Source organism: Bradyrhizobium sp. SOJA106 (assembly GCF_059448745.1).
In genome coordinates, this window is record NZ_CM182549.1 from 3562922 (window position 1) to 3589420 (window position 26499).

Sequence of the window (26499 nt, forward strand, 5' to 3'; positions counted from 1 at the left end):
GGTAAGCCAAGGTTCAGTTGATGCAACCACAGCTGTACCCGGAGCGACTCGCGCGCAATGGAAGATCGCCTGAAGAACTGTAACTCTCCTCGTAACAATTCCCCTTGCGGAGTTCGATCATGAGGAGATTAGCCGTTCTCATCGCTTCCGCCGCGATCGTCGCATCTGCGGCCCCCTCGCTTGCGGCTGAATGTACCTCAAGCAAGGACGTCGATGCCTTTTGCAAGCGCTGGCCGACCGTGCAGAGCCAGTCGGCCACTCCCGAAGAGAAAGACAAGAGCTGTCGCGCCTACGCCGCGTCATTCTACGAGTCGGTGATGTTGCGGCAAATGGCAGCCAACCGCGTCGATGGAGCGCGGGTCCTGGCCGCGCTCGATTCCGTGATCAACGCCTTCAACGACCTGCTGGCGACAAAGTGCGGCAGCTGAGCCTCACCATTCGTGGCCAATCGCAACTCAAGAGGTGCGCAGATGATCCTGTTTCCGCTGATGACCACCTGGATGTGGTTCCAAATATTCGTTGCTTCGCCGCTGCCTGCCTGGCGCCGCCTCCTCGAGGACACGAGCGACGCGTGACTTTCGCTGCTCCCCATTCGAGCCAAAAGGAGACTGAACGTGACTCAGGTCTACTTCCACTGCTCCAACACGAAGAAGGTGTTCGTCGATCGTCGCGGCGCCTTGGTGGATGATCTCACTGAGGCGTGCGATCATGCGACCCGCATCGTTCGATCCTTGATCGACGAGCGCAGCCTTGAGGATTGGCGTGACTGGGCCCTGCATGTCAGCGACGAGCAGGGCGGTGAACTGTTTGTTGTTCCCTTCACTTTCGTGCTCGGCAAATCGCATTGAGGTCGCTATGGCAGTTCATTCACTTACACAAAATGCGCTGTGCTGCTCCTTCTGCGGCAAGAGCCAGCATGAGGTCCGCAAGGTCATCGCAGGGCCGACGGCGTTCATCTGCGACGAATGCGTCGGGCTCTGCGTGGACATGACCCGTGAGGAGAACCGGTTCTCGCCGGTGGAGTCGCCTGACGGCGTCCCGACCCCGAAGGACATCTGCAAGGTCCTCGATGACTATGTGATCGGCCAGAGCCACGCCAAGAAGGTGCTGTCCGTCGCTGTGCACAATCACTACAAGCGGCTCAACCACCAGACCAAGCACAACGACGTCGAGCTCGCGAAATCGAACATCCTGCTGATCGGGCCGACAGGTGCGGGCAAGACGCTGCTGGCGCAAACGCTCGCCCGCATCCTCGACGTGCCCTTCACGATGGCGGATGCCACCACGCTGACAGAGGCCGGCTATGTCGGCGAGGACGTCGAGAGCATCATCCTGAAGCTGTTGCAGGCCGCCGACTACAATGTGGAGCGTGCCCAGCGCGGCATCGTCTATATCGACGAAATCGACAAGATCAGCCGCAAGTCCGAGAATCCGTCGATTACTCGCGACGTGTCAGGAGAGGGCGTGCAGCAGGCGCTGCTCAAGATCATCGAAGGCACGGTGGCTTCAATTCCGCCGAAGGGCGGCCGCAAGCATCCGGAGCAGGAGCTTCTGCAGGTCGACACCACCAACATCTTGTTCATCTGCGGTGGTGCGTTCTCGGGGCTGGAGAAAATCATCTCCGCGCGCGGCCGTTCGACCTCGATCGGCTTCGGAGCCCAGGTACTTGCCCCGGACGACCGCGGCAGCGGCGAGATCTTTCGCCATGTCGAACCAGAGGATCTCTCGAAGTACGGGCTGATTCCGGAATTCGTCGGCCGCGTGCCGGTGGTCGCCACGCTCGAGGACTTGGACGAGATCTCGCTGAAGAAGATCCTCACCGATCCAAAGAACGCGCTGGTGAAGCAGTACCAGCGCCTGTTTGACATGGAGAACGTCGAACTGGCCTTCGCCGACGAGGCACTTGGCGCGGTTGCGCGCAAGGCGATCGAGCGCAAGACCGGCGCGCGCGGCCTGCGCTCGATCCTCGAAAGCATCCTGCTCGAGACCATGTTCGATCTGCCGGGCCTCGAAGGTGTCGAGCAAGTCGTGATCTCGCGCGAAGTGGTGGAGGGGACCGCGCGTCCGCTCTACATCTACGCCGATCGGCCCGATCGTGCGGTGGCGGGCGGCGCGCAATTCAGAAGAGGCTGATGATGGAAGAATTCTTTCGATTTATCCAAGCGTCTGGGCGCGAACGAAGCCGCCCGATTCATGAAGCCTGCGCGATTAGCGACAGCGTCATCCCGTCGGCTCCCGTCAGCAAGCAGGACAAGAAACCGCCGATGGGTCAAGCAATCAGCAACATCAATGCCGGAGTTGTCTCGTGATCAAGATCATTGCGGTGCTTTGCAGCCTGTCTTCTCCGGCGAATTGCCACGAGCAGATCGTCACCACGTCGGATTTCGCCAACGTCTCGGTGCAGTCATGCTTGATGGGCGCGCCGCAGCTTGCCGACTGGATGACGCAGCATCCGGCCGAGCGTCTCGCGGCATGGCGCTGCGTGATCGGCAAACAGGACGGCAGGGGAGCCTAAGGTAGAAATTGGGTCGCCAGCAGGTTCGGTGGTTCAGATCGAGCTGGATATTGGTCCGGATTTCCGCAAGTTCTTTGTTGGTGGCTGACCCGAAGCGGGCGGCTGGAACTCCCCGAAAACTGTCTTGAGCCTCGGCGCAGCAAAATCGAGGAAAGCGCGGACCTTGATCGGCAGAAACCGGTTGGCCGCGTACACGAGATTGACCGGCAGCGGTTCGGGCTGGAACTCATCGAGCAGAGTCGTGAGATCACCGCGCTTGAGCGCCGCCTGGAAATGATAGGCGAAGGCAGAGGTAATGCCGATGCCGGCGCATGCTGCGTCACAGGCTGCTTCCGCGCTGCCGACCACAAGCCGTGCGCGTACGGGCACCGCGACAGCTGTCTTATTCTTGAAGAATGTCCAGACATCGGGCGACATGAAACCCGCATAGGTGATGCAATCATGCCCGGCGAGTTCGTCCGGCGTGCGCGGTGCTCCGTGGGCTGCGAGGTAGGCTGGACTGGCGCAAACCACGCGACGCGTCGTGCCGACGCGTACCGCAATCAGGCTGCTGTCGGGCAGGGGACCGATTCGTAAGCCAAGGTCGATCTGCTCCTGAAACAGGCTCTGCACGCGGTCGGCGAGCTGCAAGCTTGCCTTGATATCCGGGTAGGCCTTGAGGAAATCCGCGAGGATCGGAATGAGGTAAGCGCGGCCAAGTCCCACCGGAGCGGTTACGATCAGCTCTCCGGTCGGCTCAGAATATTCACCGGATGCGGCGCGCTCGGCCTCGGTTACATCAGCCAAGATCCGCTTGCACGCGGCGAAGTAGGAGCTGCCTGCATCGGTCAGGACCAGCTTGCGGCTTGAACGGTTGAACAGTTTCGTGCGGAGATGGGACTCCAGTTCGGAGACCTTGCGGCTGACCGTTGCAAGTGGCGTCTTCAGTCGCCGCGCGGCGGCCGACAAGCTGCCAGTCTCGACCACGGCCAGAAAAGTCGACATCGACTCCAGGCGATCCATCGGTTCGTCCCTTCCACTTTGTGGAAAGATAGCTCTCAAAAGTAACGTATAGCGTCAAATTTCGGAAGGTCATAGGTGTGGACGGCAAAGGAGAACGTCCATGAGCACTACGACCAAAGGCACTGCCCTCATCACGGGCGCGTCCGCTGGCATCGGAGCCATCTATGCCGATCGTCTGGCCAAGCGTGGTTATGACCTGATCCTGGTCGCCCGCGACAAGACCCGTCTCGCCAGCCTGGCGCAGCGCTTGCGCAGTTCAAGCGGCCGCTCCGTTGATACGGTCGCAGCCGACCTCAACGACAAGACGGATCTCGCCAAGATCGATGCCATCTTGCGCGCCAACGTGGACATCACGCTCCTGGTCAACAATGCCGGCGTCGGGGCCACAGCGCCGCTGCTCAACGCCAACGTCGCAAAAATGGATGAGATGATCCGTCTCAATGTCGGCGCGCTCACGCGCCTGAGCTATGCCGCAGCCCCGGGCTTTGTCGCCCGTGGCGTCGGTACCATCATCAACATTTCTTCGATCGTCGCGATTTCTCCCGAGACGCTCAATGGCGTTTACGGTGGCAGCAAGGCCTACGTGTTGGCTTTCTCGCTCTCGCTGCATCACGAACTCGCCGAGAAGGGTGTGCGCATCCAGGCCGTCCTGCCCGGCGCAACCGCGACAGATTTCTGGGACGCCGCAGGCGTGCCGTTGCACCACCTCCCGGCCGCGATCGTGATGTCCGCCGACGATATGGTCGACGCCGCTCTGGCCGGTCTCGACCAAGGTGAGGTCGTCACCATTCCCGCGCTCGCCGACAAGGCCGACTGGGACAGATACGAGGCCGCGCGCCGCGCGATGTCCGGCAAGCTCTCAAGCGCCGTTCCGGCTCCCCGATACGGGGGCGGAGCGACCGGCCCCACGCCGAAGGCTGCCGTAGCGTCTGCAAAGTAGTCCAATCACCACCGTAACCCAAGGAAAGTCGAACGAAAGGAGATGTGCCATGAAACGTTTAGTGCTGTTTGCCGCCGTTGCCCTCGCCATCGCGAACGGAATTGGTGCGGCCGCCGCTGCCGAACTCCCCATTTATGAATCAACGGGCTTCCCGATCACCGCGCACCAGGTTTCCGTAATGGGCGCGGGGCATGTTGAGGAGACTTCCTCCGTTGCCGCGCTGACGCTGGGTGGCATGCCTGCCTCGCCCAGTCAGATCCAGGTCTTGACGGCGCACAAGCAGCTTCTCGGCAGCAAGCCTCAAAGCTGACGGCTTATGCGTAACCAAAGAGCCAACGCGCGATGGTGATTCAATCTGATCCCATCGCGCTTTAGCTCCTACCGGATCGGCCACTCAAGCTGAGGATTGGAGAAGCTGTGGAGTTCGATTTCGAAAAGATGGGCGCGCCCGAGCGCTACAAATTGCTGCTGGCGACAGTTTTGCCGCGGCCGATCGCATGGGTGACGACGCGGGATGCTGCCGGGGCCATCAACGCCGCGCCGTTCTCGTTCTTCAATGTCTTCGGCAGCGACCCCGCGACCGTCGGTATTGGCATTGGCAGCAAGGGACCGGCTGAGCCAAAGGACACGCGCGCCAATATTCGCGGCAACGAGCAGTTCGTGGTCAATCTGGTGCCGTTCGCACTGGCCGAGCAGATGCGCGTCACGTCGATTGCCTTTCCCAGAGGCGTCGAGGAGCCGAAAGAGGCGGAACTGTCGCTGGCACCCTCGATGCGGGTCGGCGCTCCCCGTATCGCGGATGCGCCGGTCTCGATGGAGTGCACCTTCATGCAGGAAATCGCGCTCGGCAGCTTCAGCCTGGTGCTCGGCAAGATCCTGATGGTGCATGTCAGGGACGAGGCCGTGACCAACGCGGCGCGCCAGCACGTCGATGCCGAAAAGCTTGACCTGATCGGCCGCATGGAAGGCGGTTGGTACACGCGCACGCGTGAGCGCTTTGAAATGCCGGCGATCGCACTAGAGGATTGGAGGGGAAAGCCATGAACGAGTTGCTCACGAAAGTTCTCGACGCCCATGGCGGCCTGGAGCGCTGGCGTAGCTACAACAAGGTTGAGGCCACGATTGTCAGCGGCGGCGGCTTCTTTGCCTTGAAAGGCGTCCTGCAGGACGCGAATCCGCGCCGCATGACTGTATGGCTGCACGAGGAGCGATCGTCCGTCACACCTTATGGCGCGGCCGATCAGCGCACGATGTTCACGCCCGACCGGATCGCCATCGAGAAGCTGGACGGCACCGTCGTTGCCGAGCGGCGCATGCCCAGGGATTCATTTGCCGGACACCAGATGCACACACCCGGGGATCCCCTCCATCGCGCCTATTTCAACGGCGAAGCCCTATGGACCTACCTTGCGACGCCTTTCGCCTTTGCAATGGACGGCTTCCGCGTCGAGGAGATAGCGCCCTGGCAGGAGGGTAAAGAGACCTGGCGAGTGCTGCGGGTTTATCTCCCCGGCTCGATCGAGACGCATTGCCAGATTCAGGATTTCTTCTTCGACGAGCAACTTGAGCTCCGCCGCCACGACTACAGTGTCAACATCGCCGGTGGCTTCCCCGCCGCGCAACTGATGCTGGAATATACCGAGGCCAACGGCATGCGGTTGCCGAGCAAGCGGCGCGCCTATACGCGCGGTCCCGACCGGCGTCCGATTCTGGATATGCTGATGGTGTCTATCGACATCAGCGAGGTTGTCTTCTCTTAGGCTGCTGCTGGCCGATGCGCTGCCCTTACGCATTCGCCACGATTTGCCGGGATTTGCATTGCTTCACTCGCATCGGCGCCTCCTGTCGCGTACTAGTGGGCTCAACGGAGCGAAGCGATACTCACACGTGCTTGGCCCCGGCGCCTTGTCCCCGCCGCGGCTTCCCGCGGCCGGTCCTTTTCCTCCCGGAGGACCGGCCGCCCCTTCAAGGCCTGATGATGCGAGGACGCCGGATCTTGCTCCATGACCTATAATCATTTCTTCTCTGCCGCGCTTGCTCGTCTGCGTGCCGAACGGCGGTACCGCGTATTTGCCGATCTCGAGCGCATCGCCGGTCATTTCCCGCATGCGACATGGTATTCCCCGAACGGCCCGCGGCCTGTCGTGATTTGGTGCTCGAACGATTACCTTGGCATGGGCCAGCATCCGAAGGTGGTCGGAGCCATGGTTGAAACGGCCACTCGCGTGGGCGCCGGCGCAGGCGGCACCCGCAATATTTCAGGCACCAACCATCCGCTGGTCGAGCTGGAGCGTGAACTCGCCGACCTGCATGGCAAGGAGGCGGCCCTGGTTTTCACCTCGGGCTATATATCGAACGAGACCGGTATCTCGACCATCGCCAAGCTGCTGCCGAACTGCGTGATCCTGTCGGATGCCTGGAACCACAACTCGATGATCGAGGGCGTGCATCGCGCCGGCGCGGAAAAGAAGATCTGGCGCCACAATGACGTCGGTCATCTGCGAGAATTGCTGGCTGCGGAGGCGCCGGAGCGGCCCAAGTTGATCCTGTTCGAGGCGCTCTATTCGATGGACGGCGACGTCGCGCCAGTGAAACAGATCTGCGACCTCGCGGAAAGCTACGGCGCCATGATCTATATCGACGAGGTCCACTCGGCAGGCATGTATGGCCCACGCGGCGCCGGCATCGCCGCGCGGGAAGGTGCCCTGCACCGTATCGACGTGATCGAGGGGACGCTGGCGAAGGCGTTCGGCTGTGTCGGCGGCTATATCGCGGCGAGTACCGATATCATCGATGCGGTGCGCTCCTACGCGCCCGGTTTCATTTTTACGACGGCGCTGCCGCCGGCGGTGTGCGCCGCCGCCACCGCCGCAATCCGGCACCTCAAGACGTCGCAATGGGAGCGCAACCGCCATCAGGACCGTGCGGCGCGGGTGAAGGCCGTGCTCAATGCGGTAGGCCTGCCGGTCATGCCCAGCGAGACGCACATCGTCCCCGTGATGGTGGGCGATCCCGAGAAGTGCAAGCAGGCAAGCGATCTGCTGCTTACCGAGCACGGCATCTATGTCCAGCCGATCAACTATCCGACCGTTCCCCGCGGCACCGAACGGCTGCGCATCACGCCGACACCATGCCACGATGACGCTCTCATCAATGCGCTTGCCGAGGCGCTGGCCCATGTCTGGGAGCACCTCGGTTTACCTCTCCGTTACGGCGCGCTCGCGGCAGAGTGAACACCATCCCAGGGTAGCCTCGGTGGTGCGCTTTAACCCAAATACCAACGTTTATTCGCAGATGCGCCGGTGCATAGCACCATGTATTCAAGCAGGTTCGGTGGTGGTGACAGCGCTCCTGGCATGGCCAAGGTTCTCAAAACGATGTAATCCGGCCGAAGGAGAATGCAGGTGCTTGATCATATTCTCCGATTCATGACGCTTGGCACCGTCATTGTTGGCAGTATTGCCATCTACACTGCGCTTTACACTCAATAGGCGCTTGGGAGCCGAGATATTTCTCAAATATTCCGATCGAATCTCTGACGTGAGGCGCAACCTCCCAACGACTGCTTTCGACAGACGGGACAGGCCTGGCAATTTGGAGATGACGCCGGAAGAACGTCGAGCAGCACATGAAGTCATCTACTCGATCCTCGAGCTTTATGAGCTCAAAGTGCATGGCCACCTCCCATCGGAGGTCTGGAAAATAAGAGAGCCCGATATCAAAACACTCTTTCTCTCTCGATTTTTCGACAAGAATTAGCGGCATTGGAGAGAAGATTTGCGAGACACCCACGCTTTGTAAGCTGGGTCGAACAGGTCAAGCTGATATAGGCCGGCTTACGACCAGAAAAGCATTCGCGGAGGAGCGACTTCGGGAGGACTCGCTTGAAATGTCAATGCGAGGCCGATTGGCAGTCGACGACCCGGCCGTGAAACGAGATCACTTCAGTCAGGAGCCCTCGAATTTGAATGAGACGTTGAGTTTGGCGCGATAGGCTTCGATTTTTCCCTGGGCGTCCAGTTGCATGTCGAGCTTAACGACCTCTGCAACTCGAAGATCTCGCAGGGATTTTGCAGCTTGCTCAACTGCGTTGGCGGCGGCCTTTTCCCAGGATGTGTCGCTGGTCCCGATGAGCTCAATGACCTTATAGACGCTCTCAGCCATGTTGTTCTCCCGTCCGGTATGAGCCAGGAAGCAGGTACTTCCTGTCGACGTCGAACCTAGCATCACGATGTCGATGCTGAAAGGACGCGGTATCACCGCAGGGCAGTGAGTTGGGCCGTGTTGCATCGCGGCAGGTTGAAGGCCGGCTGAGGCTCGGGCACATAAACTTAGGTTTGCTCTTGTTAGCCAAAGTACCGTCCGCAATCGACCTCTGTGCAATGGTTTGCTTCTCCTCTCGTGGACTACGCTCGGGGCGTCAATTGTCCCATCTCTCGCGGCAATCGAGGAGACACGTGATGACAATCATGGATGCAGCCGCATTGTCAGGTTTTGCTCGCAGGACGGCCGAGTCAGCCTCCGATTTCGCCGGTGTGGTTCGCAACCTGATTCTGGACGTGCGCGACAGTTACCGACCCGAGCTGCACTACATGCGCGGCCCTGGTCCTAAATGGCGTGCCAAGCATCAACCCTGGCTGAAATTCGATGGTCGAGCAGTACCGCCGGCCGGGCAGCACCAGCTGTCGCCACTGTATGTCCACCGCCGCGACGCGGCCAGCCCCACTCGATAGTTAGGCCGAGGTTACGGAATCATGCTCGTCTCGAGGGCCGGATCCTTGGATTGTGCCCGTACCTCCGATCCAACCTCTGCTCGCGCTCCTTGGGCGGAAATTCGAGGTTGGATGCTGCTCATCGGCGCCGCTCTTTGCATCGCATTGGTGGCCATGCTGAGCAGTTCGGCGCATGCCGGCGTTGCGGTCGAAGAACGCAAATTGCCGATGAAATTTAGCTGGGTTGCTTGCCAGCCCAATTGTCGGGACTGGATCAGTGCTGTCGGCATCGTGACCGCCGATAGTCCAAGAGATTTCGATGAATTCGCGCGCGGCCGACAGCTCGACGGCGTCACCATCGCGCTGGATTCCAGCGGCGGTTCGGTCAACGATGCGATCGCGCTTGGACGGCGCTGGCGCAATCTCGGAGTGCTGACCACCGTCGGTGGCGGCGTTCAGATCAATACGGCGCAGGGCGATCCTCTCAATATAGCGCCCGCGGCTTATTGCGAATCGATGTGCGTGTTCCTGCTTCTGTCTGGCAAGATGCGTTACGTGCCCGAGGCCGCCCATGTTCGTGTGCATCAGATATGGATGGGGGACCGCGCCAACGACGCCAGGGCCGCGACTTATAGCGCAGATGATCTGACGATCGTGGAACGCGATATTGGGCGTCTCGTCAAATACACGTTCGACATGGGAGGGGCCGGCGATCTGTTATCGCTTTCGCTGAATGTGCCGCCCTGGGAAGATCTACACGAGCTGTCACGGGACGAATTGCGACTGACCAATCTCGTCAACACAGATATGATTGACCAGCCGGGTAGCCCAAACGCAGCGGTGGTCGAGCTCACGCCCAAGCCAGTACAGGGGGGCGGCTTCGTTGGCAGTGCCGCTGCGAGCGTGACATCTCCGGAGCCCGCGAAACCGATCCAGTCGGCTGAAGCCGTGGGGTGGATGGGCGGCGTGAGGGCCGCAGTGGAGGCGCGTGGACAAGAGTAGCGGGTTAGAGGAAGCCGCAACTCTGCGGCCTGCTCGTCGCGCTCCTTTGGCATCTTGACCTCTGACCGCAGGGTGACGCGCGCTCCCGTGCGAAGTGCGCACAGTGTGCGCCTGACAGCCTACGCCAATAGAGGGGGATGCTCAGAGCGACAAGTACGGCATTCTCTACCGGAGCCGTCAGTGCGGCAGCGCGCCCTTGAAAGTTGACCCCAAGTATCCGACGGCAACGCGGGCTTGGTTCAGCGAGGTGAACAACACGCTGTGCCGAACAAAATCAATGGCTTAGAATATATTTATTGCCCTTCGACGTAGAAGTCTCTTCGTCAGATCGCAACCTGAACAGAATGTCGGTATCGGTGGTTGCGCCTCCACGATTTGAACCTGCGGGCATCTTTGGTCGCGGGGTGAGGAGGAGAGGACGGTCTTCTGTTTTGTTAATGCTGGGACGACTCGGATTGGATCTGATTGGACATCGGTTGCTGGAGTTAGCTCAAACTTGCCCATAATGGATTGGACCGAGACTTCCATTTTTTCAATGAGTTAGAAGCTGTCGTGTGAGGACGTGTGCACCGGCAGATCTCGAAAACTCAATTCAGGGCTAGCATGCTCCAGTCGTCTTGGAGTGATCTAACCTCCACAGACGCCAGGCAATCAAAAGAGTAGCGCCGCAAAACAAGGCACTCACGGAAGGTTTGAGGTTGATGGCATCCCCGCGGGCACAGCTCCGTCAGCCGATTACGAAGCACTGGCAACTGCAGTAAAGACAACGACCGATATTGGGCGTTCGCGTCGCTAACGTTCCCCGACATAGCCATAGGGAACGGGGCGGGCCGCCCTAACTCGTTTCCTGAAGCAGGGCTTAAAGCGCCAATTAGGAGGAGTGAGATGAACAACAGCCTTTGGCGGCAGCTAGCGCGCGGGTCAACGGCTGCTGTCAACTCTCAAGCCAACGTGTTTCGGTCTTCTGCCGGAAGGCTGCTAGTGGGCCAGTAGCTGACGTCCAGGCTGCGGGCGCCATAAGCGCGCGCTAACCCGCACGCCGCCAATTGCTTGGGGTTTCCCCGGTCAACTTCCTGAACGCCGCGGCGAACGCGCTCTGGGAGGAATAGCCGAGCGCGACCGCGATCGAGAGGACTGACGCGTTGGTGTCGCGAAGCATGTTTTTGGCCTCCTCGAGCCGCTGTTCGCGCCGCCAGGCATGCGGGGAGAGCCCGGTGCTTTCCTTGAAGGCGCGGCAGAAGTGAAATCGCGAAACGCCGGCATCAGAAGCGAGCGCCGCGAGCGATACGGGCGCCGCCTCAGCCTTGCTGTTGAGGGATCGCCAAGTCCAGAGTGCAACCACGCCTGACAGCACCGGCACCGGCATGAACAGCACGAAATTGGGCAAGCTGAACCAGCGCGCCGCCACCGCCGGGCTCATGATCGGTGTCCAGACACTCACGATGGCAATCGCGGCGACGACGCCGACGAGGCAGACTCGGCCGTAACGGCGGGCCGCGGCCTGGACGTCACCCTCGGTCTTCAGGATCAGCCAGCCGGCGCCGAGAAGGCCATAACCGAACATCAGGGCGACGCCGGTCAGGACCGAGAACGGCGTGAGGAACCCAAAGGACGTTCCCGCGAATTGCCCGTTTTGGACCGGAAAACCCCGGACAAATGCACCGAGCACGACGCCTTGCGCGAAAGTGGCGATCGCGGATCCGTAGCAGAATGCGCGGTCCCAGAACGTCCTGTGTTCCGCATCGCGAACCCGGAATTCGATGGCCACGCCGCGAAACACCAGGCCGAGCAGCATAACCAGAATGGGGAAATACACTGCTGGAATGATAACCGCGAAGGCGGCGGGGAAGGCGGCGAGAAGGCCAAGGCCGCCAAGCACCAGCCAGGTCTCGTTGCCATCCCAGATGGGGGCAATCGAGTTCATCATGGTGTTGCGGGAGTGCTTGTCGCCTGCCAGGCCATAGAGCATCCCGACGCCAAGATCGAAGCCGTCCAGCAGCACGTAGAAGAACACGGCCGCGGCCAGGATCACCGTCCAGATTGGGACCAAATCGAGGACCTGGGTCATTACACCTCTCCTTTGACGACGTTGATGGCGGGGGTGAGGACCGGCGCGGAGGAAATGCCAGCCTCGATGGCCGAAGCCGTTTCACTGATCTCGGCCGGCCCCTTGCGAATGAGCCTGGCAATCAGCATGACCCCGCAGGGAAAGATCAGCAGGTACACCGCCATGTAGGCCAGCAACGACAGCGTCACGTCGGAGCTCGTCAGGGACGGCGACACCGACGCTGCCGTGCGCAAGAGCCCATAGACCGTCCATGGCTGCCGGCCGACCTCGGTCACGAACCATCCGGCCACGACGGCGATGAAGCCGAGCGGAAGCGCGCACTGACATGCCAACAGATAAAGCCGCGTGTCGTAGAGCTGCCCGCGCCACCGCAACCAGCCGCCCAAGAGCACGAGCCCCAGCATCAGGCCCGCGCATCCAACCATCGCGCGGAAGGCGAAGAAGGGGATCGCCACCGGCGGCCGCTGATCGGCGGGGAAGTCCCTTCAGACCTTTCACTTCGCCATAGAGGTCGTGAGTCAGGATCAGGCTTCCGAGGAATGGAATTTCGATCGCGAACTTGTTCTGCTCGGCCTTGTCGTCGGGGATCGCAAAGACCGTCAGCGGCACGCCCTTGCCGGTCTCCCAGCGGGATTCGATGGCCGCCAGCTTGGCAGGCTGATATTTGCGGGTGTTGAGCCCGTGCATATCGCCGATCACCATCTGCATCGGCACCAGCACAGTCAGTGCCAGAGCGCCATCGAGAACATGATGCGCGCTTCCCGAACCGAGTGATTGCGCCTTAAGAGGTATGCGCCGACACCGAGGACAACGAAGCCGGTGGTGGTGAAGAATGCGAATGCGGTGTGCGCCAGCCGATAAGGAAAGGACGGATTGAAGATCACCTTGATCCAGTCTGTCGGAATGAACTGGCCATTGACGATCTCGTAGCCGGCTGGCGTCTGCATCCAGCTGTTGGCAGAAAGGATCCAGAACGTGGAAAACAACGTCCCGATTGCCACCATGAGAGCCGCGAAAAAGTTGGCCCACGGCGGCACCAGTTTGCGGCCGAACAAGAGCACGCCGAGGAAGCCGGCTTCCAGGAAGAAGGCAGTCAAGCCCTCATATGCAAATAGCGGCGACAGGACGTCGCCGACGGCGGCCGCATAACGGCTCCAATTGGTACCGAACTGAAACGGCATGACGAGCCCGCTCACGACGCCCATGCCGAATGCGATGGCGAAGATCTTGGTCCAGAATGTCGAGATGCGGGCATATTCTTCATACCGGTTTGCGCGATTTCGCTGGCAACATCCGGGTGTGCGAAGGGCCGATAGCATGGCCGAGCAACCTGCAAAGCGCATACCTCAGTGGCTCGCGATTGACGTGCTGGTGATCCTCGTATCACTGACCATCATCGGCATTGGGATCTGGGGCATAGGACTCTGATCGACGTTTAGGCTCGTGTGCGAAAAAATTCGGCGACGCGGGCGTGCGTGCCCTGCTGCGTTTCAGTCCTCCTGGTCGCCATGCTTGACGATCCGAAGGCTGCCGTCGACGTGCGCCTCGATCCGCCACTCGCCGCCGTAGACGTCGCGAAACCCGTCTGCGACCAGAAGCGCGCTCTCAAACGGCGTCAGGTCTTTGCAGAGCTCTGCGAGCTCGGCGAGCATTGCCTCTAGCTCCGGATCGGGTCTGCGCGTCATCGTTCTGGCCTCCTCGAATCGAGCTCGCCGTGCCCATTTCAGGCGGATCGAAATCGGGCCGCACGTCGGCGCCGCGCCGGCAACCCGCGCGAAGACCGCCCGGTCATACGGGCAAACCTGCGCAATGAAAGCGGGCCGCCAACCTATTGGCGGCTTACCGCTCTCAAAATCCGGTCGGACATCGGCACCGCGTCTGCCGCGAGCCCGGCAAATGAACTGCGGCTCAAAATTCGATAGCCGCACATCATCAGCCCATCGATCGGCGCTCAAAGCAACGCTGTGGCCACAACGATAATCGGCGCAGAAAACGATGATGCCGCGGACTCCCATCTCGCGCATCTCGGCGAATGTGATCTTACGCGGGCGGCCGCCGGCGCAGGCGGACGTATGGCGACGGGCAGGGCGGGGCATTTCCGCTATCAAAGGGGCGACCTAAGTACATCGCAAATTGTCGATTCCTTGTGCGAAGCCCTAACCGATTATGGCTTCGGGCCCCACCGTGTGCCGCTGGAGCAAAAGTTTCTTGAAGCCTTCCATCGTCCGAATGTCGAGATCGTCGGCGTCAAATCCAATCCAATCGAATGTGTGACGCCTGGGGGCATCCAGACAGCCGACGGAACGATCCACGAGCTCGACATCATCATTCTGGCGACCGGATTCGGAACCGGTGCGTTGACGCGCATCGATATCAGGGGTCGCGGCGGCCGTGCGCTGAGGGAAGACTGGAGCACCGGACATCCGCACGACGATGGGTCTGCAGGTTCATGGCTACCCGAATCTCTTCACCACCGCCGTGCCGCTCGCGCCTTCTGCGGCGCTCTGCAACATGACGACATGCCTGCAGCAGCAGGTCGAATGGACCGACGGTTGCATCAGGTACGAGCCTTGACGTCGTCGAGCCGACGAAGGAGGCCGAGGACAGCTGGGTGGCGCATCACGATGAGATCGCCAATGCGACGCTGATCGCCAAGACCAATTCCTGGTACTTGGGCGTCGAATGCGAAGGCAAGCCGCGCCGCGTTCTGTCCTATTGCGGCGGTGTCGGCAGTTATCGCCAGAAATGCGACGAGGTCGCCGCGAAAGGCTACCAAGGGTTTGCGATGCAGAGTCGAGTTGGAGAACGCTGTCTTCGGTGTGAGAAGACGCCGTCCCGATACGCAAACCCGCTCGTTCCAGCTTGTCATGCTGTGCCAATCTCTTGCTCATTTTCGCCATTGATGCAGCAACGGACCGGCAGCGCTTGGCGGTCAGCGTGCGGATCTTAGGCTGAATTGGTTCAAGACGATTTCGGAAGGTGATCCGCGGCCGTTGGCGTGTGATGCGCATCACGGTGAAACTGAAACGGTGGCCTATTCTCGCGACAGGCTAGCAAAAATGCCTGCCTGAGTACCAACTATGGAGGATAGTGATGCCCAAAGTCATTCCAGCAGTATTCTTTCAGAAGCAACTAGACGGCGTTAAGTTTGATGCCCAGAAGCCCGAACGGCTCGAACTCTTCGAGAGCCAGCTCCTCGAGGTAGCCGGAGGACTGAGCCAGGTCCGCCACGCAACCGGATCACGACTGACAATCGATGGGCCTGACGGTTCCGGTGGTCACACGACCTTTTCGGGTTCGGCTGGATGGGCGGATGTCATGCAGGCTGACGACTGCGCAGCCTAACGATCCGGCTTTCTGGACCAGTCCGGAAAGCCGGGACTTCCATAGGAGAAGAGCCACCATGGAACCGCGGATTGGGATCATAACGTACGGTGACGATCCACATGGCCATCTGATCAAGAAGAAGATCGGCGAGCAGCATGGAGTCTGGTGCTGCCTGATCCCAAGCGACGAGCTTGTACTCCGCGGGCGCCTGGAGTGGTCGTCGGACAGTGACGCACCAGCCTTTCTCCCGACCATGGATGGGCAGACCGTCGACGTCAGGACGCTCAATACGCTGTGGTACCGCCGCACCACCGTAAAACAGTTGCTGCCCGAACACACTGACGCTGCCTATGAGCTGCCTATCTTTCGTGGCACTGAGAGAGTCCTCGAGGGCATACTCCTGAACGCCTTTCAAGGGCACTGGGTCAGCCATCCTCTTGCCACCCGCTTGGCGGAGAACAAGCTGGTGCAGCTACATGCCGCGAAGCGCGCCGGTCTCCGGATTCCAGCCACGCTCGTCAGTCAAGATCCAGTGCACATCCGCCGCTTTTGCGCGGCGCATCCGGGCGCGATCATCAAGCCCGTCGCGACGCCGCGTGGCGTCGAACTGGCGTCGACAGCAGTAGTCAGCCAGGAGTTGCTCGACAACGAGGAAACCCTGGCCCTGACGGCGTCGATCTACCAGGAGTGCATCCCAGGCACGCGCCACCTGCGCATCTCCGTCCTTGGCGAGCGCTGCGATGGTGCACTCATTGAGGCCGAGGCACTCGACTGGCGGTTTGATCTCAATGTGCCCTTCAGACCTTATCCGCTCGACAGGCACCTCGAACAAAGGTTGCGCGACACCCTCCACGAGCTTGGTTTGGTCATGGGGATCTTCGACGTGAAGTTGACCGACGACGATGAGCCCGTGTTCCTCGAGGTCAACCCGCAGGGACAGTTTCTCTTCGTGGAGGCCCTGTGCGACCTGCCTCTCGCCGATATCTTCGCCGCCTTCCTTGTCGACCAGGCGACGGAAGATATGAGGTCGCGGCAGCGTTAGGCTCGTACGACAACGTGGGCTCGCTAAGGTCTCTATCCCAGATCGTCCACTTGCCCTCCTTCAGATTGGCAGTGGCTGGTCTTGCGCTTTGGCTCGGCCCCTTACATGGAGCAGATCGCTCACTGTGAGCTGCTGCCGGTTTGGTGGACACCCGGTTAAGCTAATCCCACCTTGCGCTCGAACTCAACAGGGCTGAGATAGCCGATGGTCGAGTGCCTCCGGGTCGTGTTGTAAAATCGTTCGATGTAGTCGAACACATCGGCGCGTGCCTCGTCTCTGGTTCGATAAATCTTGTTGGCCGTACGCTCGGTTTTCAGCGAGGAGAAGAAGCTCTCCATCGCCGCGTTGTCCCAGACGTTGCCGGAGCGGCTCATGCTGCAAACGATGCCGTGATCGGCCATCAGGCGCTGGAACTGTTCGCTGGTGTACTGGCTGCCCTGATCGGAGTGATGCAACAGCGCATCGGCTTGCCGCGTCGCCAGACGGCCATCAACAATGCGTCCGTGACGAGCTGTGCTGTCATGGCGGCACTCATCGACCAGCCGACCACCCGACGTGAGAACAGGTCGATCACCGCTGCGACATAGAGCCAGCCTTCGGCCGTCCAGAAATAGGTGAAGTCGGCGATCCATTTCTGGTTGGGACGCTCGGCGGCGAACTGCCGGTCAAGGAGGTTCGCCGGTACGGCCTCAAGCTGTCGATCGCCGGCATCCTTCGGCAAGCGCCGACGTCGCGGCCGCGCCCGCAAGCCTTGCAGGCGCATCAGCCGCTCAATCCGGTGCAGGCCGCAATCCGCCCCGTCAGCGAGCAGATCACGCCACACCCGGCGTGCGCCATAGGTGCGGTCGCTGGCGACAAAGCTGGCCTTGACCTTGTCGCCGAGCTCCTCGTCGCTGCGGGATCTGGCGCTGGGAGAGCGGTTCAGCCAGGCATGGAAGCCCGACCGCGACACTCCCAGCGCATCGCATAGCCATGCCACCGGCCAGATCGTCCGGTGCTTCGCGACGAAGGCGAACTTCATGTCGCTTCCTTCGCGAAGTAGGCTGCGGCCTTTTTTAGGATATCCCGCTCGGCCTTCAGCTTGGCGACCTCGCGGCGCAGCCGCTCGATCTCTTGCTGCTCGGGCTTCATCTGACCATGGCCGGGAAAGGCCTGAACCGGGTCAGAGCCGAACTCCTTCACCCATTTGCGCATTACGTTCTCATGAACCCCCAGGTCGCGGCCGGCTTGCGCCACCGACACCCCGCGCTCCCTGACAAACTTGACCGCTTCGATCTTGAACTCTCGGCTGAACTTCCGTCTCTGCATGACCAACCTCCGGCTTGATAAAACACCCAATCTCGGTGTCCATCAAACCGGCAGCAGCTCACTGGTCATCATGGATATGGGACGGGGCGCAGTCCGCATCTTTCTTGGTCGCGCGCGGCAATCTCGACGCGCCAGTCCTTTGCCCAGCGTCGGCAGGCAAAACTCGAAGAGCATGGGCCAAACATACGCATCCCACTTCGGATTTGCGAATCCTGCCGGCTTTTCTCTTCCCCCTTTTTCGGCATCCGCCTTCGCTCAAACTGCGGCGTCCAAGCCGACCGCGCCGCCCAAAGCCCGCGCGGCCAAGCCGCAAAAACAGCCTCCGGCCCAATGGGTTGTAAGCTCGTGGGAACGGTGAAGGGGACCAAGCTATGGGCGGGCGATTGCATGGCGCCTCTAGCGAGATGCTCATCGTATTTCTCCTTCGTGGACTTGCTGAGATAGTCAAATAGACACGCGTTTCGCGCGGCATGTCGCCCGGCATTGCGCCACATCGCGTCATCCGATTGAGAGTACGTGAGCGGCATGAGCACATGCCTCTTAGGGAGAACTCACCTACCCATTTCGGGGTAAGCGACTTACCCGCGAGCTTCAAGAGACATGTTCCGCGTGTCGCGCGGCGAAGTTGGACTTGAATTCCACATCCCGCTTTCACGGAAGTTGGAGTGAAGAGCCCCTGTCGCAGCCGCCGTGCGAGCTGCTCCGCAGAAAAGGAGTTGAGGAAAAATCTTCAGTGGGAAGACTTCCCGAAATGGTCGTTGGTCTGACAGAGGACTTTTATGTATCGTCATTCATGACTTCCGAAGGGAATCCCCACTGGAGCTTGTTCGATCGGCGGTCCGCCCTGTGACTTGGCTGTGCTTCCGGGATGGCATCTTGCAACTTGAAGTCTCTAAGAACGATCGCGGCGGTTCCGGCGGGTAATTCAGCTTTCCGCTGTCGGACGCGGAACAAAGTTGAGGCGCGTTGCCGTGTGGGCTGTCGGCGGCAGACCGGCCGCGGGGCCGTGCTACCACGATCGCTGCCTGTGACCCAGAGCGGTCATCGCCCGGCCCGAAATCTCGCACCGGGCCGTCTCCCGCCGTCTCGCCGTGTGATATCCTTTCACTCGCAAGAAGAGGAGGGACTGCACAGTGAATCGCCGCGAGTTCATTACGCTGCTAGGCGGCGCAGCGGCGGCGCACAGCGTGGTCGGTAACCGCTGATGGGTACGGCAAGCAAGACGGTCAACCTTGCCTTACAGGGTGGCGGTGCGCATGGCGCCTTCACCTGGGGCGTTTTGGATCGCCTGCTCGAAGATGAGCGGATGTCGTTTGAGGGGATCTGCGCTACCAGCGCTGGCGCCATGAACGGCACGGTCATGGCTTACGGCCTGACGATAGGCGGGCGCGAAGGCGCAAAACTCACTCTCGCCGAGTATTGGCGCCGCATCAGCGAAGCTGCGGCCTGGGGACCGCTGCAGCCGTCCATTTTCGATCGTCTGTCGCAAAATCGTTTTATCGAGAGATCGCCGGCCTTTATGTTCTTCGACATGATGACACGACTGTTGTCACCCTATCAGTTTAACCCATTGAACTACAACCCGTTGCGTGACGTGCTCGAGAAGACCATCGATTTCGACCGACTGCGCAGGGAGAATGTCGTCAAGCTGTTCCTTTGTGCGACAAACGTCCGCACTGGAAAGGTGAAGATCTTTGACAACCATGAGCTCACTGTCTCGGCCGTTCTCGCTTCCGGGTGCCTTCCCCAACTCTTTCAGGCTATTGAAATCGATGGCGAAGCCTATTGGGATGGCGGCTACATGGGCAACCCAGCAATCTTCCCGCTGATCTATGGCTGCCAATCCACAGACGTGATTGTTATTCACATCAATCCAATTGTGCGTGGGGAAATTCCTCGCACGGCGAGCGATATATTAAACCGATTGAACGAAATTAGCTTCAATTCGTCGCTGATGCGCGAGATGCGAGCAATTGCCTTCGCCAACAAGCTCGTCAGCAGAGGCGCGCTGCGCGACGAGATAAAGACGATGCTGATTCATGCCATAGAGGCGGATTCGTTCATGAAAGATCTCGGCGTCGCCTCCAAGTTTAATGCAGACTGGGAGTTTCTCACCTATCTGCGCGACATGGGCCGTACCTGCGCTGAGGAGTGGTTAGCCGCAAATTATTGCCATATCGGTGTGCGTTCGACCATCGACATTCACGGCAGATATTTGTAGCGCGTTTAGATTGTTTCAGCAAGATAAGCAGCCAGAGACTGTCACGAAGAAGTGTGGTTCTCGAGCTAATTGGGTTGCGTTCGTCGAGAAAAAAAGCCGGCGGTATTCATTGTAATGGCTGGGCGGGATGATCGAGGTGGTCTCTATGCGGCCTTGCGATAGGCATGGCGATCAGCTTGGCCAATCTTTCCGAAGGTTCTGTGCGCTGGTGAGAGTGAACTCGTCGCGCGCGCCGTTTGGGCCTCGCAATCGTAAACCATCGAGCTTGAGAATGCGCTGAGGTGCGCAAATAGCATCTCGATCTTCTTGCGGGCGTGAAGTACGGCCCTCCCATGATCGTGCTATCGCGCTCGCCATGTGCGAGCGTCCTCGTAGATCGAGCGAGACACTTTGCGGACTTGGTCCTTGGGGCAGCAGCGAGCCTTCAAGGCGCACCCGGCGCAATCGTGCTTGGTCGCCCGGTAGAGCATCGTTGGGCCATCGTTCACCAGTGTTCCGGTTGTGGTCAGCATCCTGCGGCCGGGGCAGGTACAGACGTCGCTGGTGTGATCATAGGTGAAGTCCTCGCGCGAAAGGCGAGCGCTCAATCATGCGCTTGGTAGCCAACACCTCCGCCTGCCGAATTGCCGTGGTTGCATCGACATCGACAATGATCGCGCTCTCGACGTCAACCGGGTAATTTGTCGAGTAGGCGAAGAAGGCTTGGCCGCCGTGCGCGCCCGTCCAGCGCCAGGCGATACGAACTTCGGCGTGACCTCCGTCGCTGCACCGAAAGCGGCATCATCGAGGACACCAGGATAGTCATTAACCTCTCGGCCTGCCGCCTCCGGTGGGAGTTCCTTCTCGCCCTCAATCCCCTTTTTGCCGATTTGCGTCGGCCTTGATCAGGCTCGCATCGACTGCAAATCCCGCCGACCAGCCGCTCCGCAATACAACTGTGCAAGACGTGCTCGAACACGCGACGACAGAGATCGCTTTCTCGGAAGGGACCATGTCTGTTCTTGAGGACGTCGAGTGATCCGGCGCCGCACCGTCCAGCCCGAGCCGGCAGAACCACCGGTAGGCCAAATTGAGGCAAACCTCATCGCGCAGGCGCCGCTCCGATCGGATGCCGAGCAATAGCCGATTAGGAGCATCCGGATCAGCAGCTCGGGATCGAAGGTCGACCGATCTTACTGTAGAACTGCGCCAGGTCCCGCCTAATCTGTTCAAGATCAACAAATCTATCGATCGAGCGAAGCAGTCGTTGGAAGACACGTGCGACAACTCATCGAACAAAGCAGCCTGCTCGAATTGCCGATGTCCCATCATGATCTTCAGTCCTGCCAATTAGACAGACTGAATCACCGGTATGTCTGAGTCGCAACTGCGGCCTTTTTCAACAAAATCGGCCTCGCTTCCGTTGGCGCGTCGCAACGAGATGTCCGGTGCGTATTTCGCAAAAACGGGACAGTGGTTTCGCTAACTGACGGACAGCAGTTTCGCTAAATCGCGGACAGCGTGGCGGCGCTGGCTTTTGGGTGCCTGGTTGTTGAAGTCAGTTGGTATTCGTTTCGCTGTTTTCGACGTCGGTCAAGGGGCGCGCGGCTTTTTTCCTTCGCATGCTGTCGCCTTCGAGAGCGATGCGGTGGGAGTTGTGGATGATCCGGTCGAGGATAGCGTCTGCGATGGTCGGCTCGCCGATCATGTCGTGCCATTGCGCAACGGGCAGCTGGGCGGTAATCAAGGTCGATTTGCGCCTATAGCGCTCTTCGAAGATTTCGAGGAGATCAAGGCGCTGCTGATCATTGAGGGTGTGGGTGCCCCAGTCGTCGAGGATGAGCAACTGGACCCGTGCGAGCTTGTCGATGAGGCGCGGGAAGCGACCATCGAGACGGGCCATGGCGAGGTCTTCGAACAGGCGCGGCATACGCAAATAAAGGACGGAATGATCGAGCCTGGCCGCCTGGCGTCCGAAGGCGCACGCCAGCCAGGTTTTACCAGTCCCGGTCAGGCCGGTGATGATGAAGTTCTCATGGGCTTTCAGCCAAGCGCCTTGCGCCAGTTGCAGGGTGTTGCGCCGGTCAAGGCCGCGGCGGGACGCGAAGTCGACGTCTTCGATACAGGCGTCGACGAAGCGCAGCTTGGCTGCGGCGAGGCGATTGGTCAGGCGCCGGTCGGCACGCATGGCGGCTTCACGATCGAGCATCAGGCCGAGCCACTCATCCCGGCTGAGATCGGCGGCATTGTCCTGTTCGGCTAGTTGCCTGTAAGCGGCCGCCATTCCGGCAAGGCCGAGCGCCTGCATCTGCTCGAGGGTCGGGTGGGTCAGCATCGCGATGTTCCTTTCCTTCATTGATAATAGGCGCCGCCACGGATGGTTGGCGTGGGAGGGCGTGGCTTTGATGGGCTCGGCGGCAGGGCTCGCGCGGTCCAGCCCGGATTTGAGGATGGCGCTCACGGAGGAGTAATTGATCGCGTTGATGGCGAGCGCCCTCTCACAGGCCGCTTCCAGCCGATTGCGCTCGTAGCGCCGCGCCAGGGCGATGATCCCCATGGCGGAGCGATAACCCTGCTCGGGATGCGGGCGCTCACGCATCATCCGCTCGACCAGGGTGGCGGCGTTGACGCCGACCCGCGCCGCCATCTTGATCAAACTCGCCGGCGTCATATTGGCGTAACGCTGATGGGCCTTGGGCATGTGCTCGTTCACGGTGACATGGCCGCTGCGCTGAGAGCGGCGCACATGGCTGGCGACACGCGTGTGATCCTGGAAGATCTCGACGGCTCGATACGTGAGCCGGACGTCCACCCGACGGCCGATCAGTCGGTGCGGCACCGAGTAAAGGGTCTTGTCGACTTCGACGTGATAATCGGGATGGACCTTCGCGGTTTTCCACTCGGCGTATTCGAATAGTTCGCTCGGCAGCGGCGCCAGCGCCTCGCGCTCGATCTCCTCGAACAGCTGCCGGCGGGATTTGCCGATATGGCGCATCGGCCGATTGTTCAGCTCCTCCAGCAAACCGCCGATCGCGGCATTGAGATCGGTCAGGTTGAAGAACCGCCGATGGCGCAGCCGTGCCAGAATCCAGCGCTCAACAATTAGCACCGCGCCTTCAACCTTGCCCTTGTCGCGGGGCTTGCGGCTGCGGGTCGGCAAAATCGTCGTGTCGTAGTGCTCGGCCATGGCGGCAAAGGTTTGGTTGAGCGTCGGCTCGAACCATAACGCCTTGACGACCCCGGCCTTCAGATTGTCGCAGACGATCGCCTTGGGAACTCCGCCGAAGTACGACAAGGCTCGGGTCTGGCCTTCGATCCAATCTGGTAGTCGCTGACCGAAGCTTCCCATAGCGAAGGTCAGCGACGAGGCCCCGAGCACCGCGACAAATATCTGCGCCTGACGGATCTCGCCGGTTTGCGGGTCGATCACCTCCACCGTCGGACCGGCATAGTCGGTCTGCATAACTGCACCCGCCGCGTGGCGATGACGGAAGGTCGGGTTCGCCCGGCGCCGATAGACGTCAAACTTCTCGCAGAACCACGTGTAACCATAGCCCTCGGGATGCGCCGTCCGGTATTCCTGCCACAGCAGCGTCAGTGTCACGCCCTTGCGCTTGAGCTCCTGCGCGACCCGCGGCCACTCAGGCTCACTCAAGTCCTGCGGAGGCCGCCCGACCCGCCGGAACAGAGCCCGCTGCAACGCCGCCTCGCTCGCGTAAATCGGCGGTAACGGCCAGCTTAAGCCCGCCTCGCGTGCCCGCAGCAGGTAGGTGGCAACCGAGCTCTTGCTGATCTGCAGCCGTTCCGAGATCTCCCGAACCGACAGGTCCTGCTCGTACGTCAGCCTCAGGATCGATCGTAGGTCCTTCACAGTGGTTCGTTTCGCTTGCTTCCGTCTCGGCATTGCCCCTCTCAAACTCAGCTTGAGAGAGAACATTGCCTGAACGGCGCTCCCGAAAACCAACCTCCCGCAACTGTCCGCGATTTAGCGGAATCCCTGTCCCGAAATTACTGAAATCGCTGTCCGCGAATTACCGAAATCGGTGTCCGGAAATTGCCGAAACACGCAGTCCGGTGCGGAAGCGCCCGGGCGTTGGTCTAAACGGCGCTTTTGAAACCCGAGTCGGACATTGGCCGCGAATGATAACTCGCTTGGCTCGGAGGCGATGCTGTCTGGTGGCGCGCGACTCAATAAGGTGTTTGATTTGGCGGCCGGTCGCTACCGTGGCTTAAGCGGCTTGGCGCCCCCGACCAAGGTCGCCGTTCTGTATGTTCCGACTTCCATTCCACACTTTCAGCGCATTCGCTGGGCTTAGCAACGCCGTTGGCTGTTGCATAAGATTGGCCACTTCCAAGAACTTGGTCGCCAGCGCGGCATCACATTGCGCCGCTCGGTAAAATTTCGCTATGTACCAGTTGACAAAGCGCACCTGCGCCGTCCGCCTGCCCTCGACGCGCGGGTTTTGCAAATCACTGCCAACGACGATTTGCCAGGGAGCTTCAATGAACCGACTAGCCATCTGGAAGGAGCGACGAGCAATTCCTTGCATTCCGTTTGCCAAACACTCGCGCAAGGCCAGGGATTCCAGACAGGCCACCGTCATTCCTTGACCATAGGCTGGATCGAAGCTGCACAAGGCGTCGCCATACACCAGATAGCCTTCTGGAAAGCGGCGCAGCTTCTCGTAATGGCGTCTCAAGTTGGAAACAAACTTGTATGACGTAAGCGGAGTAAGTGGTTCTGCATTCTGGATCACGTTGAATATTTCCGGCTCTTGCAAGCTGCGCGCAAACTCAAGGAAACCAGCATCATCCTCTGGCACTTGATCGTCCCTGTAACCGCCTAATGTCACAGTCCAACGTTCGCCCTCCTGTGGCAAAAGAGCACCGAAACGAAAATCAGGCGAACACGCTCCCATGATAACGAACTTCCTGCCATGCAAACAATTCGTCATGTGTTCGGGTTTGAGACGATAGAAGCGGCTCACATAGCCAAGATTGATAGTGATCAGCTCCTCCGGCGGCTTTGGAAAACCACACGCACTCAGCCATGCAGGGCTCGATGATCCGCGACCGCTGGTATCAACCACGAGATCGGCGTCTATTGTTTCCCTGTCACCTGAAGCATTTTTTGATCGGACGCGAACACCAGTCACGCGGCTCGATAGTCGATCAAAAACCGGCTCCACAACGTCACGTCGCTCCCGCACCCGAATGTTGGACAGTTGAACGAGCCGCCGACGCACGAAGCCTTCCAGCGTCGGTCGGCTCACCCCGAGCCCAACCATCTTGCTGGGGCTGTTGTGAAGATAGACGCCGTAGTTGAACCAAAGTCCATCGTTGACGAGGTCCGCGGGCACTGCTCCCTGAGCAATCATTCCCTCAGTAAAGCCGGGAAACGACTGCTCAAGTATCTCGCGACCACGAGCAAGCAATCCGTGCGTATGCCGTCCTTGCGGAACGCCTTTGCGAGGATCAGGCAAATCCGGAAGAGCATCACGCTCAAGTACGGTCACTTCGTCGAAATGATCCGCCAAAGCCCGAGCGGCCAACAGACCACCCATTCCCGCGCCCACCACGATCGCGTGCTTGCCAACGTGCGCCATCGACTTTCTCCCAGCACTTGCTTACCCGCAGGACGAAACGTTGAACATTCGCCGGTACCGTCGATTGGGTCCGGTCCAGCACCGTCTTAGATGCTGGGTGCGTGATTGGGGCAGCTCCAACCGCGTTCGTGATTTTCGATCGCTAGTGATTCGGGCTTACTTCACGGCTCTCGGAAAACTGTTTCGCAAGGGAGGATTTCGGTTTCATGCCATTTGCGCGACGAAGCAGTTTCACGGGTGTGTGAACCCGCAGCTCCTCCTCCGCGCTATGTCATGCTAGAAAATGGAATGACCGCTTCTGTGCCCGCGGCTGACCCTGCCTCAGGGCGCCGCGAAGTCCGTTTCCTGAAGTTGACCCGAACAGGACCATGCAAGCTGGCCAAGACGCCGGAAAATTCGCGGTCTGGGGCAATTGAGCCGGAGGCTTCATCGCCGCGATGCTGGCTGTTACGGGAGACGAGCCGACTGTCTTCGACGAACTGGCCGCTAATAGTCTAGAAAACACCGCCGCGGTCCAGGCTGCCGGCATCTGGTACGGCGCTATTGAGGCCAGCAGTTTGAGTCTCGCCCACCACATTCGGTGACGAAAAATTGTCCGCGAGTGCACGATCCGGCTCAACGATGAATTTGCGCAAGCAGGAGGCAAAATCCACGCTCACGATACTGCCACGTGCCGGGCACGAAGATCCAGCCTTGATGGCCACATAAATGCTGCCCACGTTCAAGTCTCTCGATGCCGCTTTTAGCCGAGGATCGCGCACTGCGTTGCTCCGACAA

At 60.1% G+C, this 26499-nt stretch carries 24 protein-coding genes and 5 pseudogenes; 17 read left to right on the forward strand and 12 right to left on the reverse strand.

Features of this window, described 5'->3' with window-relative positions; all coding sequences use genetic code 11:
* Positions 1-104: 104 nt before the first annotated feature.
* The 5 genes from AC5V87_RS15970 to AC5V87_RS15990 all read left to right on the forward strand — a co-directional run bounded on the left by AC5V87_RS15970 (position 105) and on the right by AC5V87_RS15990 (position 2515).
* On the forward strand, positions 105-428 hold the full coding sequence (locus tag AC5V87_RS15970; RefSeq protein WP_495371565.1) for a hypothetical protein: 324 nt from the start codon (positions 105-107) through the stop codon (positions 426-428).
* 186 nt (positions 429-614) lie between these two features.
* Positions 615-848: a DUF6894 family protein gene (locus tag AC5V87_RS15975; protein WP_495371566.1), complete on the forward strand. Its 234-nt coding sequence runs from the start codon at positions 615-617 to the stop codon at positions 846-848.
* Positions 849-855: 7 nt separating this feature from the next.
* Entirely contained in the window at positions 856-2133 is a 1278-nt protein-coding gene (clpX, locus tag AC5V87_RS15980) for an ATP-dependent Clp protease ATP-binding subunit ClpX (RefSeq protein WP_495371567.1), read from the forward strand.
* Positions 2133-2309: a hypothetical protein gene (locus AC5V87_RS15985; protein WP_495371568.1), complete on the forward strand. Its 177-nt coding sequence runs from the start codon at positions 2133-2135 to the stop codon at positions 2307-2309. The genes clpX and AC5V87_RS15985 overlap by 1 nt, the downstream gene beginning before the upstream one ends.
* On the forward strand, positions 2306-2515 hold the full coding sequence (locus AC5V87_RS15990) for a hypothetical protein (protein ID WP_057020993.1): 210 nt from the start codon (positions 2306-2308) through the stop codon (positions 2513-2515). Before AC5V87_RS15985 ends, AC5V87_RS15990 begins: the two co-directional genes overlap by 4 nt.
* 33 nt (positions 2516-2548) lie before the next feature.
* Here the strand turns inward: AC5V87_RS15990 and AC5V87_RS15995 are convergent, their stop codons facing one another.
* Positions 2549-3517: a LysR family transcriptional regulator gene (locus AC5V87_RS15995; RefSeq protein WP_495371569.1), complete on the reverse strand. Its 969-nt coding sequence runs from the start codon at positions 3515-3517 to the stop codon at positions 2549-2551.
* Between the two features lie 100 nt (positions 3518-3617).
* Here AC5V87_RS15995 and AC5V87_RS16000 point away from each other — a divergent pair, with 100 nt between their 5' ends.
* The 5 genes from AC5V87_RS16000 to hemA all read left to right on the forward strand — a co-directional run bounded on the left by AC5V87_RS16000 (position 3618) and on the right by hemA (position 7690).
* A complete protein-coding gene (locus tag AC5V87_RS16000; protein WP_495371570.1) occupies positions 3618-4457 on the forward strand; it encodes an SDR family NAD(P)-dependent oxidoreductase in 840 nt (279 codons plus the stop codon).
* A 49-nt stretch (positions 4458-4506) separates the two neighbouring features.
* On the forward strand, positions 4507-4767 hold the full coding sequence (locus tag AC5V87_RS16005) for a hypothetical protein (RefSeq protein ID WP_495371571.1): 261 nt from the start codon (positions 4507-4509) through the stop codon (positions 4765-4767).
* Between the two features lie 107 nt (positions 4768-4874).
* Positions 4875-5501, forward strand: coding sequence for a flavin reductase family protein (locus AC5V87_RS16010; RefSeq protein ID WP_495371572.1), 627 nt, complete (start codon positions 4875-4877; stop codon positions 5499-5501).
* On the forward strand, positions 5498-6217 hold the full coding sequence (locus AC5V87_RS16015) for a hypothetical protein (RefSeq protein WP_495371573.1): 720 nt from the start codon (positions 5498-5500) through the stop codon (positions 6215-6217). The genes AC5V87_RS16010 and AC5V87_RS16015 overlap by 4 nt, the downstream gene beginning before the upstream one ends.
* Before the next feature lie 243 nt (positions 6218-6460).
* A complete protein-coding gene (gene hemA, locus AC5V87_RS16020; RefSeq protein ID WP_495371574.1) occupies positions 6461-7690 on the forward strand; it encodes a 5-aminolevulinate synthase in 1230 nt (409 codons plus the stop codon).
* A gap of 715 nt (positions 7691-8405) precedes the next feature.
* Here hemA and AC5V87_RS16025 read toward each other — a convergent pair.
* Complete coding sequence (locus AC5V87_RS16025) at positions 8406-8621, reverse strand: dodecin family protein (protein ID WP_283049107.1); 216 nt, start codon at positions 8619-8621, stop codon at positions 8406-8408.
* A gap of 296 nt (positions 8622-8917) precedes the next feature.
* On the opposite strand from AC5V87_RS16025, the gene AC5V87_RS16030 reads away from it, so the two are divergent.
* A complete protein-coding gene (locus AC5V87_RS16030) occupies positions 8918-9190 on the forward strand; it encodes a hypothetical protein (protein ID WP_495371575.1) in 273 nt (90 codons plus the stop codon).
* Between the two features lie 111 nt (positions 9191-9301).
* Positions 9302-10171, forward strand: coding sequence for a COG3904 family protein (locus AC5V87_RS16035; RefSeq protein ID WP_495371576.1), 870 nt, complete (start codon positions 9302-9304; stop codon positions 10169-10171).
* 1027 nt (positions 10172-11198) lie between these two features.
* Here the strand turns inward: AC5V87_RS16035 and cydB are convergent.
* The 3 genes and pseudogenes from cydB to AC5V87_RS16050 all read right to left on the reverse strand — a co-directional run.
* Complete coding sequence (gene cydB / locus AC5V87_RS16040) at positions 11199-12239, reverse strand: cytochrome d ubiquinol oxidase subunit II (RefSeq protein ID WP_495371577.1); 1041 nt, start codon at positions 12237-12239, stop codon at positions 11199-11201.
* On the reverse strand, positions 12239-12694 hold the full coding sequence (locus AC5V87_RS16045) for a cytochrome ubiquinol oxidase subunit I (RefSeq protein WP_495371901.1): 456 nt from the start codon (positions 12692-12694) through the stop codon (positions 12239-12241). Before AC5V87_RS16045 ends, cydB begins: the two co-directional genes overlap by 1 nt.
* Before the next feature lie 73 nt (positions 12695-12767).
* Positions 12768-13486, reverse strand: a pseudogene (locus AC5V87_RS16050) (cytochrome ubiquinol oxidase subunit I); the annotation flags it as partial.
* Here AC5V87_RS16050 and AC5V87_RS16055 point away from each other — a divergent pair.
* Complete coding sequence (locus AC5V87_RS16055; protein WP_495372051.1) at positions 13419-13667, forward strand: hypothetical protein; 249 nt, start codon at positions 13419-13421, stop codon at positions 13665-13667. The pseudogene AC5V87_RS16050 and the gene AC5V87_RS16055 sit on opposite strands and share 68 nt — an antisense overlap.
* Before the next feature lie 62 nt (positions 13668-13729).
* Here AC5V87_RS16055 and AC5V87_RS16060 read toward each other — a convergent pair whose 3' ends face one another.
* Complete coding sequence (locus AC5V87_RS16060) at positions 13730-14335, reverse strand: hypothetical protein (RefSeq protein ID WP_495372052.1); 606 nt, start codon at positions 14333-14335, stop codon at positions 13730-13732.
* A gap of 48 nt (positions 14336-14383) precedes the next feature.
* Here AC5V87_RS16060 and AC5V87_RS16065 point away from each other — a divergent pair.
* The 3 genes and pseudogenes from AC5V87_RS16065 to AC5V87_RS16075 form a co-directional block, all read left to right on the forward strand.
* Positions 14384-15030, forward strand: a pseudogene (locus tag AC5V87_RS16065) (NAD(P)/FAD-dependent oxidoreductase); the annotation flags it as partial.
* Between the two features lie 302 nt (positions 15031-15332).
* Positions 15333-15584 (forward strand): hypothetical protein, encoded by a 252-nt coding sequence (locus AC5V87_RS16070; RefSeq protein ID WP_456839238.1) that lies wholly within the window; start codon positions 15333-15335, stop codon positions 15582-15584.
* Positions 15585-15642: 58 nt separating this feature from the next.
* Entirely contained in the window at positions 15643-16608 is a 966-nt protein-coding gene (locus AC5V87_RS16075) for an ATP-grasp domain-containing protein (protein ID WP_456839237.1), read from the forward strand.
* A gap of 155 nt (positions 16609-16763) precedes the next feature.
* Here the strand turns inward: AC5V87_RS16075 and AC5V87_RS16080 are convergent.
* Positions 16764-17916: pseudogene (locus AC5V87_RS16080) on the reverse strand (IS3 family transposase).
* A 1204-nt stretch (positions 17917-19120) separates the two neighbouring features.
* Here AC5V87_RS16080 and AC5V87_RS16085 point away from each other — a divergent pair.
* On the forward strand, positions 19121-20137 hold the full coding sequence (locus AC5V87_RS16085; RefSeq protein WP_495371578.1) for a patatin-like phospholipase family protein: 1017 nt from the start codon (positions 19121-19123) through the stop codon (positions 20135-20137).
* A 106-nt stretch (positions 20138-20243) separates the two neighbouring features.
* Here the strand turns inward: AC5V87_RS16085 and AC5V87_RS16090 are convergent.
* From AC5V87_RS16090 to AC5V87_RS16110, 5 genes and pseudogenes are all read right to left on the reverse strand, one after another.
* Positions 20244-21448, reverse strand: a pseudogene (locus AC5V87_RS16090) (transposase).
* Between the two features lie 226 nt (positions 21449-21674).
* Complete coding sequence (gene istB / locus AC5V87_RS16095; RefSeq protein WP_069279867.1) at positions 21675-22451, reverse strand: IS21-like element helper ATPase IstB; 777 nt, start codon at positions 22449-22451, stop codon at positions 21675-21677.
* A 17-nt stretch (positions 22452-22468) separates the two neighbouring features.
* Positions 22469-24020 (reverse strand): annotated as a pseudogene (gene istA, locus AC5V87_RS16100) (IS21 family transposase).
* Positions 24021-24345: 325 nt separating this feature from the next.
* On the reverse strand, positions 24346-25722 hold the full coding sequence (locus AC5V87_RS16105; RefSeq protein WP_495371579.1) for an FAD-dependent oxidoreductase: 1377 nt from the start codon (positions 25720-25722) through the stop codon (positions 24346-24348).
* A 494-nt stretch (positions 25723-26216) separates the two neighbouring features.
* Complete coding sequence (locus tag AC5V87_RS16110; protein WP_456839234.1) at positions 26217-26441, reverse strand: hypothetical protein; 225 nt, start codon at positions 26439-26441, stop codon at positions 26217-26219.
* Between the last annotated feature and the right edge of the window lie 58 nt (positions 26442-26499).

Coding starts and splice junctions, on each gene's coding strand:
- clpX (WP_495371567.1), top strand. CDS start 856: ATGGCAGTTCATTCACTTACACAAAATGCGCTGTGCTGCTCCTTCTGC.
- AC5V87_RS15985 (WP_495371568.1), top strand. CDS start 2,133: ATGATGGAAGAATTCTTTCGATTTATCCAAGCGTCTGGGCGCGAACGA.
- AC5V87_RS15995 (WP_495371569.1), bottom strand. CDS start 3,517: ATGGATCGCCTGGAGTCGATGTCGACTTTTCTGGCCGTGGTCGAGACT.
- AC5V87_RS16000 (WP_495371570.1), top strand. CDS start 3,618: ATGAGCACTACGACCAAAGGCACTGCCCTCATCACGGGCGCGTCCGCT.
- AC5V87_RS16005 (WP_495371571.1), top strand. CDS start 4,507: ATGAAACGTTTAGTGCTGTTTGCCGCCGTTGCCCTCGCCATCGCGAAC.
- AC5V87_RS16015 (WP_495371573.1), top strand. CDS start 5,498: ATGAACGAGTTGCTCACGAAAGTTCTCGACGCCCATGGCGGCCTGGAG.
- hemA (WP_495371574.1), top strand. CDS start 6,461: ATGACCTATAATCATTTCTTCTCTGCCGCGCTTGCTCGTCTGCGTGCC.
- AC5V87_RS16025 (WP_283049107.1), bottom strand. CDS start 8,621: ATGGCTGAGAGCGTCTATAAGGTCATTGAGCTCATCGGGACCAGCGAC.
- AC5V87_RS16030 (WP_495371575.1), top strand. CDS start 8,918: ATGACAATCATGGATGCAGCCGCATTGTCAGGTTTTGCTCGCAGGACG.
- AC5V87_RS16035 (WP_495371576.1), top strand. CDS start 9,302: ATGCTGCTCATCGGCGCCGCTCTTTGCATCGCATTGGTGGCCATGCTG.
- cydB (WP_495371577.1), bottom strand. CDS start 12,239: ATGACCCAGGTCCTCGATTTGGTCCCAATCTGGACGGTGATCCTGGCC.
- AC5V87_RS16055 (WP_495372051.1), top strand. CDS start 13,419: ATGACGAGCCCGCTCACGACGCCCATGCCGAATGCGATGGCGAAGATC.
- AC5V87_RS16060 (WP_495372052.1), bottom strand. CDS start 14,335: ATGCCCCGCCCTGCCCGTCGCCATACGTCCGCCTGCGCCGGCGGCCGC.
- AC5V87_RS16070 (WP_456839238.1), top strand. CDS start 15,333: ATGCCCAAAGTCATTCCAGCAGTATTCTTTCAGAAGCAACTAGACGGC.
- AC5V87_RS16075 (WP_456839237.1), top strand. CDS start 15,643: ATGGAACCGCGGATTGGGATCATAACGTACGGTGACGATCCACATGGC.
- AC5V87_RS16085 (WP_495371578.1), top strand. CDS start 19,121: ATGGGTACGGCAAGCAAGACGGTCAACCTTGCCTTACAGGGTGGCGGT.
- istB (WP_069279867.1), bottom strand. CDS start 22,451: ATGCTGACCCACCCGACCCTCGAGCAGATGCAGGCGCTCGGCCTTGCC.
- AC5V87_RS16105 (WP_495371579.1), bottom strand. CDS start 25,722: ATGGCGCACGTTGGCAAGCACGCGATCGTGGTGGGCGCGGGAATGGGT.